Genomic DNA, 14,576 nt, shown 5'->3' with positions numbered 1-14,576 from the left:
CCGGTTGGGCCGTGCAGAGATTGCAGAAGATTCCTGGGGGTCGGCCCCCAGACCCCTTAAGAAACTTCGGGCCCAACAAGGAGAGCAGGGAACCCAGATGGCGGAGCTCACGATCCGGCCGGAGGAGATCCGGGACGCGCTGGACACCTTCGTCCAGTCGTACCAGCCGGACGCGGCCTCGCGCGAGGAGGTCGGCACGGTCAGCCTGGCCGGTGACGGCATCGCGAAGGTCGAGGGTCTTCCCTCGGCCATGGCGAACGAGCTGCTGAAGTTCGAGGACGGGACCCTCGGTCTCGCGCTGAACCTCGAAGAGCGCGAGATCGGTGCAATCGTCCTCGGCGAGTTCAGCGGCATCGAGGAGGGTCAGTCGGTGCAGCGCACCGGCGAGGTCCTCTCCGTCGGTGTCGGTGAGGGCTACCTGGGTCGCGTCGTCGACCCGCTCGGTAACCCGATCGACGGTCTCGGCGAGATCGCGACCGAGGGCCGCCGCGCCCTCGAGCTGCAGGCCCCGGGCGTTATGGCCCGTAAGTCGGTGCACGAGCCGATGGAGACCGGCTACAAGGCCGTCGACGCCATGACGCCGGTCGGCCGTGGTCAGCGTCAGCTGATCATCGGTGACCGTCAGACCGGCAAGACCGCTCTGTGCGTCGACACGATCATCAACCAGCGCGACAACTGGCGCTCGGGCGACGTGAACAAGCAGGTCCGCTGCATCTACGTCGCCATCGGCCAGAAGGGCTCGACCATCGCGTCCGTTCGCGGCGCCCTGGAAGAGGCCGGCGCGCTCGAGTACACGACGATCGTCGCCGCCCCGGCGTCCGACCCGGCCGGCTTCAAGTACCTGGCGCCGTACACCGGTTCCGCCATCGGTCAGCACTGGATGTACCAGGGCAAGCACGTCCTGATCGTCTTCGACGACCTGTCGAAGCAGGCCGACGCCTACCGCGCCGTGTCGCTGCTGCTGCGCCGCCCGCCGGGCCGTGAGGCCTACCCGGGTGACGTCTTCTACCTGCACTCCCGTCTCCTCGAGCGCTGCGCGAAGCTCTCGGACGAGCTGGGCGCGGGTTCGATGACCGGTCTGCCGATCGTCGAGACGAAGGCCAACGACGTCTCCGCGTTCATCCCGACCAACGTCATCTCCATCACCGACGGCCAGTGCTTCCTGGAGTCCGACCTGTTCAACGCCGGCCAGCGTCCGGCCCTGAACGTCGGTATCTCGGTCTCCCGAGTCGGTGGCTCCGCCCAGCACCCGGCCATGAAGCAGATCGCCGGTCGCCTCCGCGTGGACCTGGCCCAGTTCCGTGAGCTGGAGGCCTTCGCGGCCTTCGGTTCCGACCTGGACTCTGCCTCGAAGGCGCAGCTGGAGCGTGGTCAGCGCATGGTCGAGCTGCTCAAGCAGGCTCAGTACCAGCCGATGCCCACCGAGAACCAGGTCGTCTCCGTCTGGGCCGGCACCACCGGCAAGATGGACGACGTTCCGGTCGCCGACATCCGTCGCTTCGAGGCCGAGCTCCTGGCGTACCTGCGCCAGAACCACTCCGGTCTCATGACCTCCATCCGTGAGGGCAAGAAGATGTCGGACGACACGCTGACCGCCGTCGCCGACGCCATCGCGGAGTTCAAGCAGCAGTTCGAGACCTCTGACGGCAAGCTGCTCGGCGCGGACGCTCCCGCCGTCAACGTCTCGAAGTGACGACGGAAGGGACCTGACTCATGGGAGCGCAGCTCCGGGTCTACAAGCGTCGCATCAAATCCGTCACCGCGACGAAGAAGATCACCAAGGCGATGGAGATGATCGCCGCCTCGCGTGTCGTCAAGGCGCAGCGCAAGGTGCAGGCGTCGACTCCGTACGCGACCGAGCTCACGCGCGCGGTCACGGCGGTGGCCACGGGTGCGAACGACAAGCACCCGCTGACCACCGAGGCGGAGAACCCGAGCCGTGCCGCGGTCCTGCTCCTCTCGAGCGACCGCGGTCTGGCCGGTGCCTTCAACTCCAACGCCATCAGGGCGGCGGAGCAGCTCATCGCGAAGCTGGAGGGCGAGGGCCGCGCGGTCGACATCTATGTCGTCGGCCGCCGTGGTGTGGCGCACTTCAACTTCCGTGAGCGGAAGCTGAGCGACACGTGGACCGGCTTCACGGACGAGCCCACGTACGCGGACGCCAAGAAGATCGCGGCACCGCTGATCGAGGCGATCGAGAAGGACACGGCCGAGGGTGGTGTGGACGAGCTCCACATCGTCTACACCGAGTTCGTCTCGATGATGACCCAGACGGCGATCGAGGCCCGGCTGCTGCCCCTCAGCCTCGACGAGGTGGCGAAGGAGGCCGGCGAGCCGGACACCCTCCGCCCGCTGTACGACTTCGAGCCGTCGGCGGAGGACGTCCTCGACGCCCTTCTGCCGCGCTACGTCGAGAGCCGTATCTACAACGCGCTGCTCCAGTCGGCTGCCTCCAAGCACGCCGCCACGCGCCGCGCGATGAAGTCGGCCACCGACAACGCGGGAGACTTGATCAACAACCTCTCCCGACTTGCCAACGCGGCCCGCCAGGCCGAAATCACCCAGGAAATCAGCGAGATCGTCGGTGGCACCGCAGCCCTGGCCGACGCGACCGCGGGGAGTGACAAGTAATGACGACCTCTGTTGAGACGGCCGCCGCCACGGGCCGCGTCGCCCGGGTCATCGGCCCGGTCGTCGACGTGGAGTTCCCCGTCGACGCGATGCCGGAGATCTACAACGCCCTGCACGTCCAGGTCGCCGACCCGGCCGAGGAGGGCGCGCTCAAGACGCTGACCCTCGAGGTCGCGCAGCACCTCGGTGACGGCATCGTCCGTACGATCTCGATGCAGCCCACCGACGGTCTGGTCCGCCAGGCCCCCGTGGTCGACACCGGCGACGGCATCACGGTGCCCGTCGGTGACGTCACCAAGGGTCGCGTGTTCAACACGCTGGGTCAGATCCTGAACGAGCCCGAGGCCGAGTCCGAGGTCGGCGAGCGCTGGTCCATCCACCGCAAGGCCCCGGCGTTCGACCAGCTCGAGTCGAAGACCGAGATGTTCGAGACCGGCCTGAAGGTCGTCGACCTTCTCACCCCGTACGTCAAGGGTGGAAAGATCGGCCTGTTCGGTGGTGCCGGTGTCGGCAAGACCGTTCTGATCCAGGAAATGATCATGCGTGTGGCGAAGCTGCACGAGGGTGTTTCCGTGTTCGCCGGTGTCGGTGAGCGTACGCGTGAGGGCAACGACCTCATCGCGGAGATGGAGGACTCGGGCGTCCTCGACAAGACCGCCCTTGTCTTCGGCCAGATGGACGAGCCCCCGGGCACCCGTCTCCGTGTGGCCCTCGCCGGTCTGACCATGGCGGAGTACTTCCGCGATGTGCAGAAGCAGGACGTGCTGTTCTTCATCGACAACATCTTCCGCTTCACGCAGGCCGGCTCCGAGGTCTCGACCCTGCTCGGCCGCATGCCGTCCGCGGTGGGTTACCAGCCGAACCTGGCCGACGAGATGGGTCTCCTCCAGGAGCGCATCACGTCGACCCGTGGTCACTCGATCACCTCGATGCAGGCGATCTACGTCCCCGCGGACGACCTGACCGACCCGGCCCCGGCCACCACCTTCGCCCACCTCGACGCGACGACGGTTCTCTCCCGTCCGATCTCCGAGAAGGGCATCTACCCGGCCGTGGACCCGCTGGACTCCACGTCCCGGATCCTGGACCCGCGCTACATCGCGCAGGACCACTACGACGCCGCCACGCGCGTCAAGGGAATCCTGCAGAAGTACAAGGACCTCCAGGACATCATCGCGATCCTCGGTATCGACGAGCTGAGCGAGGAGGACAAGCTCGTTGTCCACCGCGCCCGCCGTGTCGAGCGCTTCCTGTCCCAGAACACCCACGCGGCGAAGCAGTTCACCGGCGTGGACGGTTCGGACGTTCCGCTCGACGAGTCGATCGCCGCGTTCAACGCGATCTGCGACGGTGAGTTCGACCACTTCCCGGAGCAGGCGTTCTTCATGTGCGGTGGTCTTGAGGACCTCAAGAACAACGCCAAGGAGCTCGGCGTCTCCTGAGCCCCGTGCTCGCCCGAGGGGGACGGGATCCGTCCCGTCCCCCTCTCCACGCCCCCTAGAATTGACCCCAACACCCGGCACGACCGCCGGGTGGTGACCCGAGGAGCCACCCTTGGCTGCTGAGCTGCACGTCGAGCTGGTCGCCGCGGACCGGAGTGTCTGGTCCGGCGAGGCCACCCTGGTCATCGCGCGTACCACCTCCGGCGACATCGGCGTCATGCCCGGCCACCAGCCGCTGCTCGGTGTGCTGGAGTCGGGCCCGGTGACCATCCGTACGAGCGAGGGCGGGACCGTCGTCGCCGCCGTCCACGGCGGATTCATCTCGTTCGCCGACGACAAGCTGTCTCTGCTCGCGGAGATCTGCGAGCTGGCGGACGAGATCGACGCCCAGCGTGCCGAGCGCGCGCTGGAGCGTGCGAAGACGGAGTCGGACGCCGCCGCCGAGCGGCGCGCCGAGGTCCGGCTGCGCGCGGTATCGGTCCGCTAGCGGACCGCACCGAGCAGGAGTGCCCTCAGCCGCGGCACGATCCGGAATTTTCCGGACCGTGTCGCGGCTGAGGCGATGCATATGCAGGTTGTATTCGGTTCTGCCGGCCGTGCCGGCCACGGGACGCAGCGAGGAGGTCGGTGAAGATGTTCCTCGCTCTGCTCGTGTGCGGCATCGTCGTCGCACTGGTGGTGATCGGGCTCTTCGTCTTCGGCTTGCGCCGGAGACTGATCCAGCGCGCCGGCGGCACCTTCGACTGTTCGCTGCACTGGAACGTCCCCGACGAGCCGGACCCCACCGGCAAGGGCTGGGTGTACGGCGTCGCCCGCTACAGCGGTGACGAGATCGCCTGGTTCCGTGTCTTCTCGTACTCGCCCCGGCCGCGCCGGGTCCTCTCGCGCTCGTCCATCGTGGCCCTGGAGCGCCGGATGCCGGAGGGCGAGGAGGAGCTCGCGCTGCTCTCCGACTCCGTGATCCAGCCCTGTATGTACGAGGGCGTCCGCCTGGAGCTCGCGATGAGCGAGGACGCCCGGACGGGTTTCATGGCCTGGCTGGAGGCGGCGCCTCCTGGGCAACGGGTAAATGTCGCTTAGATTCCTTACCCGTTGAATGGGGGTCCCCCCGGACGAAGTCTGGGGGAGGGTGAATGTCGCGTAGGACATGAGGAAGCGGGGACGGCGTGCTGCGCCGTCCCCGCTTCCTCTTTCGTGCCCTAGCTCAGGCCGGTGTTGATGGCGCCGACCAGCTCGCCGTTGCTGGTGTCACCGCTGAACTCCCAGAAGAACGCTCCGCCGAGGCCCTGGTTCTTGGCCCAGCTCATCTTCGAGTTCACGGTGGCGGGGGTGTCGTAGCTCCACCAGTTGGTGCCGCAGTGGGCGTACGCCGTGCCCGCGACGGTGCCGTTGGCCGGGCAGGAGTTCTTGAGGACCTTGTAGTCCTCGATGCCCTGCTCGTACGTGCCCTGCGCCGGGCCCGTCGCGGTGCCGCCGGGGGCGGACTGGGTGACGCCGGTCCAGCCGCGGCCGTAGAAGCCGATGCCGAGCAGCAGCTTGTTGGCGGGGACGCCCTTCGCCTTGAACTTGGCGATCGCCTCGGCGGAGTTGAAGCCCGCCTGCGGGATGCCGGCGTACGAGGTGAGCGGGGAGTGCGGGGCCGTCGGACCCTGCGCCGCCCAGGCGCCGAAGAAGTCGTACGTCATGACGTTGAACCAGTTCATGTACGGCGCGGCGCCCGCGTAGTCGGAGGCGTCGATCTTGCCGCCGGCGGAGGCGTCGGCCGTGACGGCCGCGGTGACCAGGGCGTTCGCGCCGAACTTGGCGCGCATGGCCTGCATCATGTTCTTGAAGGCGGCCGCGCCGCTGGTGTCGCAGGACAGACCGCAGGCGTTGGGGTACTCCCAGTCCAGGTCGATGCCGTCGAAGACGTCGGCCCAGCGCGGGTCCTCGACCAGGTCGTAGCAGGACTGGGCGAAGGCGGCCGGGTTCTGCACGGCCTGGCCGAAGCCGCCGGACCAGGTCCAGCCGCCGAAGGACCAGATGACCTTGATGTTCGGGTAGAGCTTCTTCAGCTTGCGGAGCTGGTTGAAGTTGCCGCGCAGCGGCTGGTCCCAGGTGTCGGCGACGCCGTCGACGGACTGGTCGGCGGTGTAGGCCTTGTCGTAGTCGGCGTAGGAGTCGCCGATGGTGCACTTGCCGCCGGTGACGTTGCCGAAGGCGTAGTTGATGTGGGTGATCTTGGACGCGGAGCCGGAGGTCACGATGTTCTTCACGTGGTAGTTGCGGCCGTAGACGCCCCAGTTGGTGAAGTAGCCCATCTTCACGACGTTCGGGGGCGGGGTGCCGCCGCCTCCGCCGGTGGTGTGGACGGCGACGGGTCCGGCGGCGGGGCCGGTCTGGTCGATGGTGTCGCGGGCGACGACCGTGTACGAGTAGTCGGTGCCGGCGGTGAGGCCGCTGTCCGTGAAGGTGAGGCCGGTGGTGGTGGTCACCTTGGTGCCGTCGCGCAGCACGTCGTAGTTCTTGACGCCCTTGTCGTCCGTGGCCGCGGTCCAGGTGAGCTTCGCCGAGGTGTCCGTGATGTTCGAGGCGACCGGGGTGCCGGGGGCCGAGGGCGGGTTGTCGCCCGGCTGGGTGGTGCCGTCGCAGGGAGCGCCGTTGATCTTACAGCCGCTGGGCGCGCCGGGGCCTGCGCCGTTGTAGCCGAAGGAGACGGAGGCGCCGGGGGCGAGGGTGCCGTTCCAGCCGACGTTCTTGGCGGTCCAGTGGGTGCCCGAGTTGGTGACGGTGGCGTCCCAGGCGGAGGTGACGGCGGTGCCGGAGGGGTAGTCCCACTCGACGGTCCAGGAGTTGATGGTGGTGGTGCCGGTGTTCTTGACCGTCCAGCTGGCGCCGAAGCCGGTGCCCCAGTCCTGGGTCTTGGTGTAGGTCGCGGTGGCCGAGGTGGCGGCTTCGGCGGGGGAGGCGAGGCCGACCATGGCGGCCAGGGGCAGGATCAGGGCGGTCAGTCCGGCGGCGGTCCGGTGTCTGAACCCTGCTCTGCGCGTCGGTGCTTGAGTGCTCAACGGTGCTCCTCAAGTTGCGGACGGACAAGGTGGGGGTGGTCCGAAAGGTGCGCGCGCCCCGCGAGCGTAGGAAGGTCTGGACCAATCGTCAAGAGGTCCAGACCAACGTCGGCAAAGATCTGCTAAACCCCCAACTCCTGTGCCAGTACCGCCGCTTGGACCCGACTGCGCAGCTCCAGCTTCCCGAGCACCTTGCTGACGTGCGTCTTCACCGTCGACTCCGCCATGTCCAGGCGTACCGCGATCTCCGCGTTCGACAGACCCAGGCCGAGCGCCGACAGCACCTCCCGCTCCCGGGGCGTCAGCCCCTCCAGTACGGCGGAGTCCGTCGGCGGACGGCTCGGGGCCGCGAACTCCGCGATCAGCCGCCGCGTCACCGCCGGGGCGATCAGCCCCTCGCCGCGCCCCACCGTCCGCACCGCCGTGATCAGGTCCTTCGCGTCCGTGTCCTTCAGCAGGAAGCCCGAGGCCCCGGCCCGCAGCGCCCCGAAGACGTACTCGTCCAGGTCGAAGGTCGTCAGGACGAGCACGTCGGCGAGACCCTCCGACACCACCAGACGGGTCGCCGTCACCCCGTCCATCCGGGGCATCTGCACGTCCATCAGGACCAGTTCCGGGCGCAGTTCGCGGGCGAGCTCCACCGCCCGCTCGCCGTCCGCGGCCTCGCCGACCACCTCGATGTCCGGCGCGCTGCCCAGGATCAGCACGAGCCCCGCCCGTACCGCGGACTGGTCCTCGGCCACGACCACCCGGATCGTCATGCGTTCCCCGCCTTCTCGTCCGCGGGCAGCACGGCCCGCACCTGCCAGACCGCTCCCTCGGCCGCCGCCCGGAACTCCCCGCCGAGCAGCTCCGTGCGCTCCCGCATCCCGATCAGACCCGAGCCCGTCCCGGGCGCCGACGGCCCCGGCCGCTTCCCGTACGGCGAGTCGACGGCCACCGTCAGGACCCCGTCGCACCGGCCGACCCGTACGGTGACCGTACCGGGGGAGGCGTGCTTGACCGCGTTGGTCAGGGACTCCTGCACGATCCTGTACGCGGCCAGCTCCACCGGCGCCGGCAGGGCGGCTCCGTCCGCGGGCCGGGTGTCCTCGAGGACGAACTCCAGGCCGCCGGACGAGCCGTTGGCGCGGGCCCGGGCGAGCAGACCGTCCAGCGCGTCGAGGCTCGGCACCGCCCCCGGTTCCGCGTCCCCGCCGCTGTCCCGGAGCAGCCCGATGAGCCGCCGCATCTCCGCGAGGCCCGCCACGCTGTTCTCCCGGATCACCGTCAGCGCCTGCCGGGTGGTGGCAGGTTCGTCGAGGGAGAGCGCGGCCGTGGAGTGGATCGCGATCGCCGAGAGGTGGTTCGCCACCATGTCGTGCAGTTCCCGTGCCATCCGCGCCCGCTCGGCCACCACCGCCTGTGCCCGGTCCATCTCGGCGAGCAGCGCGGTCTGTTCGGCCCGCAGCCGCGCGGCGTCCGCCGCCTCCCGGTGGTTGCGGACGATCGCGCCCGTGATCGCGGGGAGGAAGGAGATCATGCCGGTGATGACCCCGACGAGCAGCGCGTAGGCGTTCTGCCACCAGATGAGGAAGCCGGCGGTCACCGCGACCGTGATCAGGCCGGTCGTGTAGGGGATGCGGCGCGCGGAGGCCGGTGGGCCGTACACGACGGCCGCGTAGACCACGTCCGTGAACATCAGGACCGTCGCCAGGTTCCCGTTGGTGAACTGGTCGGCGACGATCGCCAGGGTGCCGACGATCAGGGCGGTCCGGGGGGCGGTACGGCGCACGGCCTCCGCCCCGGCCATCACGGTCAGCGGGATCAGAGCCGCCCAGCGCTGCCCGAAGACGTGGTCCGTCGTCACGTACAGCCCGAACCACCACATGATCAGGCCGCCGACGAGGCCGGTGGCGGCGATGAGCAGATCGACGCGGTGCGGGCGGGGGAGTGTCACGCACTCATCCAACACGGCGCCACGCGCGCGTACCTCCTCGCTCGGGCCGATCCGTCCCTCCGTCGAAGGATGTAGACGCGGTTCCTCACCGGCGACGACGAACCGGGCGCGGACCCACGGGACGCTGAAGGAGCACCGAAAGGGGAACCGCCGTGATCGTCACGCTGATCGTCGTCTGCGAGGTCGGCTTCTGGGTCCTGCTGGCCGCCGGCCTCGCCACCCGCTACCTCCTGAAGATGCCCCGCGCGGGTATGGCCCTGCTGCTGTGCGAGCCGCTCCTGGAGGTCGTGCTCCTCGCCGTCACCGCGATCGACCTCAGGAACGGCGCCGAGCCCGGCTGGGAGCACGGACTCGCCGCGCTCTACATCGGCTACACCGTCGGCCACGGCCACCGCACCGTGAAGTGGCTCGACGGGCACGCCGCCCACCGCCTCGGCGGCGGCCCGCCGCCCCCGAAGCCGCCCCGGTACGGCACGGCGCGCGCCCGCCACGAGGGCAGGGTCTGGCTGGGCTCGCTGGTGGGCGGCGTCGTCGCCACCGTCCTGCTGCTCCTCGCGGTCCGGTACGTCGGCGACGCCGGGAACACCGACAGCCTGTGGAGCTGGATGTTCGCCGCCTGGCGGGCGGTCGGCATCCACGGCCTGATCGCCCTCAGCTACCTGATCTGGCGGAAGAGGGACCCGGACTCCGGCTCAGCGGTCGCCGCCCGGGACCCAGAGCACGTCCCCGACCTCCTTGTTGGCCGTCCTGGCCAGGATGAAGAGAAGGTCTGACAGCCGGTTGAGGTACGTGGCGGTCAGGGCGTTCATCGTCTCGCCGTGCACCTCGAGGGCCGCCCACGTGGAGCGCTCCGCCCGCCGGACCACCGTGCACGCCTGGTGCAGCAGGGCCGCCCCGGGCGTGCCGCCCGGCAGGATGAAGGAGCGCAGCTTGTCCAACTGCTCCAGGAAGCGGTCGCAGTCGGCCTCCAGCTTGTCGACGTAGCCCTGCTCGACGCGCAGCGGCGGGTACTCGGGGTTCTCCACCACCGGCGTGCAGAGGTCGGCGCCCACGTCGAAGAGGTCGTTCTGGATCCGGACGAGGACCTTCACGAGCTCCTCGTCGAGCTGCCCGAGGGCGATGGCCGTCCCGATGGCGGCGTTGGCCTCGTTGGCGTCGGCGTAGGCCGAGATCCGCAGATCCGTCTTGGCGGTCCGGCTCATGTCGCCGAGCGCCGTGGTGCCCTTGTCGCCGGTACGGGTGTAGATGCGCGTCAGATTGACCATGGGTCCAGCGTAGTTACGCTCCGGCGCTCCGGAACGTGCGTGTGCCGACCGTCACGGCGAGCGCCGTCAGGCCGAGGGCGACGAGCACCCCGTACAGCATGGTCGGCGTCGTGTAGTGGCCGATGTACGCCTCCCGGACCGCGTCCACCAGATAGCGGAACGGCATGAAGCGCGAGAGCACGTCGAGCCAGCCGGGGGCGAGGGCCATCGGCAGCATCAGGCCCGAGAGCAGCATCGCCGGCATCGCGAGCGTGTTGATCGCGGGGCCGAACTCCTGCGGGGTGCGCAGCTTCAGGGCGAGCGCGTACGAGAGGGAGGCGAGCGCGGCGGAGAGCAGGGCGACGAAGCCGAAGCCGGCGAGGATCCCGGCGACGGGCGCTCGCAGGCCCATGGGGATCGCCACCAGGACGAGCAGGACGGCCTGGAAGACGAAGAGCGCGGCGTCCCGCAGGACCCGGCCGAGGAGCAGGGCGAGCCGGCTCACCGGGGTGACCCGCATCCGGTCGAACACGCCCCAGTTCTTCTCCATGATGATCGAGAAGCCGGCGAACGAGGCGCCGAAGAGGCCGAGCTGGAGCAGCAGGCCGGGGACGAGGATCTGCCAGGAGTCGCCCTCGCGGCCCAGCGGGAGACCGGTGAGCAGTGGTCCGAAGAAGAACAGGTAGAGCAGCGGCATCAGGGCGCCGAAGAAGATCTGGAACGGGGAGCGCAGGGTCTGGCGGGCATGGCGCCCGAAGAGCAGCGCGGTGTCGCGGAACAGCATCACGGGTCTCCTAGACCGCTACGGGGGTGGTGTCGACGGGGGCCGGGCCGCGGCCGGTGACGGCGAGGAAGGCCTCCTGGAGGGTGGTCACGCCGTGCGCGGCCTTGAGTCCCGCGGGGGTGTCCTCGGCGACGACCGTGCCCTTGTCCACGATCACGAGCCGGTCGGCGAGCGCGTCGGCCTCGTCGAGGTAGTGCGTGGTGAGGACGACGGTGGTGCCGTGCTCGTCGCGGAGGCGTCGCACCAGGGCCCACAGGTCGGCGCGGCTGCCGGGGTCGAGGCCGGTCGTCGGCTCGTCGAGGAAGAGGAGCTCCGGGCGGTGGGTGAGCCCCATCGCGAGGTCGAGCCGGCGGCGCTGGCCGCCGGAGAGCGCGGGGGTCTTCCGGTCGAGGAGCTCGGTGAGGCCGAGGTCGGCGGCGAGCTCCTCGGCGCGGGAGGCCGCGGTCGCCCGGTCGAGGCCGTAGAGCCTGCCCTGCATGACGAGCTCGGAGCGGACGGTCTCCTGGGGGTCGAGGCCGCCGGACTGGGCGACGTACCCGATGCGCCGGCGTACGGCGGCGGGGTCGCCGACGAGGTCGTGGCCGGCGACGGTGGCGGCGCCGCCGGTGGGCGGGAGGAGCGTCGTGAGCATCCGGAGGGTGGTGGTCTTGCCGGCGCCGTTGGGGCCGAGGAGTCCGAGGATCTCGCCGGGCCGCACGGTGAGGTCGACCCCCCGGACGGCCTCCACGGGGCCGTTCCTGGTCGTGAAGGTCCGGGCGAGTCCGGACGTGCTGATGATGGGCATGGCGACCACAAAAACAGAGTCACTGAAATTTTGCAACGCCACCAAAAATTAAGAGGCACCGAAATTTCAGGGAGCCTAGGATTGCCTACGATGGGTCCATGGCCGAGGGACTCAGGGAACGCAAGAAGCGCGAGACGAAGCAGCGGATCTCGGACATCGCGACCGGACTCTTCCTGGAGCACGGCTTCGTGGCCGTGACCGTCGCGGACGTCGCGGAGGCGGCGGACGTCTCCGTCAACACCGTGTACAACTACTTCCCGGCGAAGGAGGACCTCTTCCTCGACCGGATGGACGGCGTCACCCAGCGCCTCGCGCGGATGATCCGCGGCCGCGACCGGGGAGAGTCCGCCGCCCAGGCGGTCCTGCGCGAGCTGCGCCAGGACATCGGGGCCGTCTCCCCGGCGTACGGACTCATGGACGGCTTCGACCGCTTCATGAACGTCATCGAGCACGCGCCCACCCTCAAGGCCCGCCTCTTCCAGCTGCGGGACCAGGTCCAGGAGGCCGTCGTCACCACCCTCCGCGAGGAGACCGGCGCCGCCGCCGACGATCCGCTGCCGCTGCTCGTCGGCGGCCAGCTCGCCTGGATCGAGAGTGCCGTCGTCGGCTACATCACCGGCGAGATGACCGCCGGACGCAAGGCGACGACCGTCTCCCGCGAGGCCCTCGTCCTCCTCGACGAGATCGAGGAGCTGCTGAGCGAGAAGGTCCTGACGTACGCGGTGCGCGAGGGCTGAGCCCGTTTGCGCGAGGGCCGTGCCCGTTCGCGCACCGCGACCTCAGGTGTCAGGCGGCCGCCCGGGCCGCCGGGCCCGAGACGCCCGCGGCGAGCGCGCGGGCCGCGCGGACCGCGTCCTCCTCCGTGGTGAAGCGGCCGAAGCCCACCCGGATGCTGCCCCGGATCCGCTCCGGCGCCAGACCGGCCGCCGTCAGGACGTGCGAGGGCTCCTGCGCCGAGCTGTTGCACGCCGAACCCGTCGACACGGCGATGTCCGTGACCTCCAGGAGCAGCTGCTGGGCGTCCGTGCCCTCGAAGGACAGGTTCACCGCGTGCGGCAGGAACCCCGGTCCCGTACCGCTGTTCAGCGTGTACGGGACGAGGTCCGCGAGCGTGGCCAGGAACCGCCCCCGCAGCCCGGCGAGCCGGGCCGACTCCTCCTCCCGGCCCGCCGCGAGGACGCCGACGGCCGCGCCCAGGCCGATGACGGCGGCGGTGTTGACCGTGCCCGCCCGCAGCCCGCGCTCCTGACCGCCGCCGTGCAGGAGCGGCGCGAGCGGGGCCCGGTCGGACAGGCCGTTGGACACGTAGAGCACGCCGACGCCCTTCGGGCCGTAGATCTTGTGTCCGGAGAAGGTGAGCAGGTCCACCCCGAGCGCCCGGACGTCGACGGGCAGCGAGCCCACGCCCTGGGTCGCGTCGCAGTGCAGCGGCACCCCGGCGGCGCGCGTGACCGCGCCGATCTCCGCCACCGGTTGGATGGTGGAGAGTTCGTTGTTCGCGAGCATCACCGAGACCAGCGCGGTGTCCGGCCGCAGTGCCGCCGTGACCTGACGAGCCGACACCCGGCCCTCGCCGTCGACGGGCAGCACGGTGACCTCGTGTCCCGCCGCCCGCAGGGAACGGCAGCTGTCGAGCACGGACTTGTGCTCCACCGCCGTCGTCACCACATGGCGGCGCTCGCCGGGCGTGACGACCCCCTTGACCGCGAGGTTGTTGCCCTCGGTCGCGCCGGACGTGAAGTAGATCTCGCTGCGCGCCGCCCCGATCAGCCGGGCGACGGCCCCGCGCGCCCGCTCCACCTCGCGGAAGGCGCGGATGCCGGCCGCGTGCGGGCTGGAGGGATTGGCGAAGCAGTGGGTGGCGGCGAAGCTCATCGCCTCGACGACCGCGGGGTCCGCCGGGGTGGTCGCCTGATGGTCGAGATAGATCGTGGCCATGCCTGTGCTCCCGTCAGAGGACCGTCAGAAGTCGTACGCCGTGTAGGGCAGGGCGATCGGATCGGCGCAGGCCGCGTCCGCGAAGACGAGGACGATCTCCTCGTCGGGGTCCGCCTGGGTGCGGAGGTAGATCTCGGCGCCCTTGGTGACCTTGTCCCGGTCGGCGAGCGAGTTGATGTCGACGACGTGGCGGCGGGCGCAGTCCGGGAAGGCGGCCCGCAGCCGGGCGAAGTAGCGGGCGAAGTACTCGGCGACGATCAGCGGGCAGCGCGGGACGACGTGGTCGTCCTTGACGGACCCTGCGAGCACCTTCGCGTACTGGCGGGAGCGGAAGAGGATCTCGTCGCCTTCCAGGGCGAACAGCGGGTGCTCCGCCGGCTCGCGCAGCCGGCGCTTCATGGCGCGGGCGGCGCGATTGCGCAGGGTGCGCTCGCGGGTGACGGTGAAGGAGGTCCCGGCGCCGGCCGCGAGGGCGGTGAGCGGGGAGACGTCGGCCGGCGCGGAGGGGGCGGCCGGCAGCGTACAGATCTCGTCGGAACAGGACATGCCGAGGTCGTTGACGATGACGTCGTAGACCACCTTGTTGCCGCGGTGCAGACGGCGGGCGGCGGCGCCGGTCTCCTGCGCCAGGGCGAAGGAGCTCAGGGAGAACTCCCCGATGCCGGCGGCGGTTTCGAAGTAGCCGCCGGCGACGAGCAACGCCGAACGCGCCGAGCGGTCGACGGTCTCCAGGAGGGGTTCGACGCGGGGCGGGACGGTGCGGGTCC

The 14,576-nt window shown here is 70.1% G+C and carries 15 protein-coding genes; 7 read left to right on the top strand and 8 right to left on the bottom strand.

Annotated features, from left to right (window positions below; genetic code table 11):
* Window positions 1-97 precede the first annotated feature (97 nt).
* The 5 genes from atpA (at window position 98) to CCN56_RS20465 (ending at window position 5,153) form a co-directional block, all read left to right on the top strand.
* Entirely contained in the window at window positions 98-1,693 is a 1,596-nt protein-coding gene (gene atpA / locus CCN56_RS20485; RefSeq protein ID WP_086828837.1) for a F0F1 ATP synthase subunit alpha, read from the top strand.
* A 20-nt stretch (window positions 1,694-1,713) separates the two neighbouring features.
* The gene (locus tag CCN56_RS20480; RefSeq protein WP_086828835.1) at window positions 1,714-2,631 is read left to right on the top strand and encodes a F0F1 ATP synthase subunit gamma; all 918 of its coding nucleotides are present in this window, start codon (window positions 1,714-1,716) and stop codon (window positions 2,629-2,631) included.
* Window positions 2,631-4,073, top strand: coding sequence for a F0F1 ATP synthase subunit beta (atpD, locus tag CCN56_RS20475; protein WP_086828833.1), 1,443 nt, complete (start codon window positions 2,631-2,633; stop codon window positions 4,071-4,073). The genes CCN56_RS20480 and atpD overlap by 1 nt, the downstream gene beginning before the upstream one ends.
* 112 nt (window positions 4,074-4,185) lie before the next feature.
* Window positions 4,186-4,560 carry a F0F1 ATP synthase subunit epsilon gene (locus tag CCN56_RS20470; RefSeq protein WP_086828831.1) on the top strand — a complete coding sequence of 125 codons (375 nt, stop codon included), beginning with the start codon at window positions 4,186-4,188 and terminating at the stop codon, window positions 4,558-4,560.
* 146 nt (window positions 4,561-4,706) lie between these two features.
* Entirely contained in the window at window positions 4,707-5,153 is a 447-nt protein-coding gene (locus CCN56_RS20465) for a DUF2550 domain-containing protein (protein ID WP_086828881.1), read from the top strand.
* A 119-nt stretch (window positions 5,154-5,272) separates the two neighbouring features.
* On the opposite strand, the gene CCN56_RS20460 is transcribed toward CCN56_RS20465, so the two are convergent.
* From CCN56_RS20460 to CCN56_RS20450, 3 genes are all read right to left on the bottom strand, one after another.
* On the bottom strand, window positions 5,273-7,033 hold the full coding sequence (locus tag CCN56_RS20460; protein ID WP_086828829.1) for a glycoside hydrolase family 18 chitinase: 1,761 nt from the start codon (window positions 7,031-7,033) through the stop codon (window positions 5,273-5,275).
* A gap of 209 nt (window positions 7,034-7,242) precedes the next feature.
* Window positions 7,243-7,881 carry a response regulator transcription factor gene (locus CCN56_RS20455; RefSeq protein WP_086828827.1) on the bottom strand — a complete coding sequence of 213 codons (639 nt, stop codon included), beginning with the start codon at window positions 7,879-7,881 and terminating at the stop codon, window positions 7,243-7,245.
* Window positions 7,878-9,059: a sensor histidine kinase gene (locus tag CCN56_RS20450; protein ID WP_086828825.1), complete on the bottom strand. Its 1,182-nt coding sequence runs from the start codon at window positions 9,057-9,059 to the stop codon at window positions 7,878-7,880. The genes CCN56_RS20455 and CCN56_RS20450 overlap by 4 nt, the downstream gene beginning before the upstream one ends.
* Window positions 9,060-9,211: 152 nt before the next feature.
* Here CCN56_RS20450 and CCN56_RS20445 point away from each other — a divergent pair, with 152 nt between their 5' ends.
* Window positions 9,212-9,832: a hypothetical protein gene (locus tag CCN56_RS20445; protein ID WP_086828823.1), complete on the top strand. Its 621-nt coding sequence runs from the start codon at window positions 9,212-9,214 to the stop codon at window positions 9,830-9,832.
* On the opposite strand, the gene CCN56_RS20440 is transcribed toward CCN56_RS20445, so the two are convergent.
* Genes CCN56_RS20440 through CCN56_RS20430 form a run of 3 tightly spaced genes read right to left on the bottom strand, consistent with a single transcriptional unit; the run spans window position 9,752 to window position 11,871 of the window.
* A complete protein-coding gene (locus CCN56_RS20440; RefSeq protein ID WP_086828821.1) occupies window positions 9,752-10,324 on the bottom strand; it encodes a cob(I)yrinic acid a,c-diamide adenosyltransferase in 573 nt (190 codons plus the stop codon). The two genes, CCN56_RS20445 and CCN56_RS20440, sit on opposite strands and share 81 nt — an antisense overlap.
* 13 nt (window positions 10,325-10,337) lie before the next feature.
* A complete protein-coding gene (locus CCN56_RS20435; RefSeq protein ID WP_086828819.1) occupies window positions 10,338-11,087 on the bottom strand; it encodes an ABC transporter permease in 750 nt (249 codons plus the stop codon).
* 10 nt (window positions 11,088-11,097) lie between these two features.
* Complete coding sequence (locus tag CCN56_RS20430; protein WP_086828880.1) at window positions 11,098-11,871, bottom strand: ABC transporter ATP-binding protein; 774 nt, start codon at window positions 11,869-11,871, stop codon at window positions 11,098-11,100.
* 98 nt (window positions 11,872-11,969) lie between these two features.
* On the opposite strand from CCN56_RS20430, the gene CCN56_RS20425 reads away from it, so the two are divergent.
* Window positions 11,970-12,608, top strand: a complete 639-nt coding sequence (locus CCN56_RS20425; protein WP_086828817.1) for a TetR/AcrR family transcriptional regulator — start codon at window positions 11,970-11,972, stop codon at window positions 12,606-12,608.
* A 49-nt stretch (window positions 12,609-12,657) separates the two neighbouring features.
* Here CCN56_RS20425 and CCN56_RS20420 read toward each other — a convergent pair whose 3' ends face one another.
* Entirely contained in the window at window positions 12,658-13,809 is a 1,152-nt protein-coding gene (locus CCN56_RS20420) for a cysteine desulfurase family protein (RefSeq protein WP_086828815.1), read from the bottom strand.
* A gap of 24 nt (window positions 13,810-13,833) precedes the next feature.
* Window positions 13,834-14,576, bottom strand: a 743-nt coding sequence (locus tag CCN56_RS43305) for a hypothetical protein (protein WP_179199918.1), incomplete at its 5' end; no start/stop codon positions are given.

This window comes from Streptomyces sp. NRRL B-24572 (genome assembly GCF_002156145.1).
Classification (GTDB): domain Bacteria; phylum Actinomycetota; class Actinomycetes; order Streptomycetales; family Streptomycetaceae; genus Streptomyces; species Streptomyces vietnamensis.
Note: the sequence above shows the minus strand (reverse complement) of the source record. Positions and strands in the feature narration are given on the sequence as shown.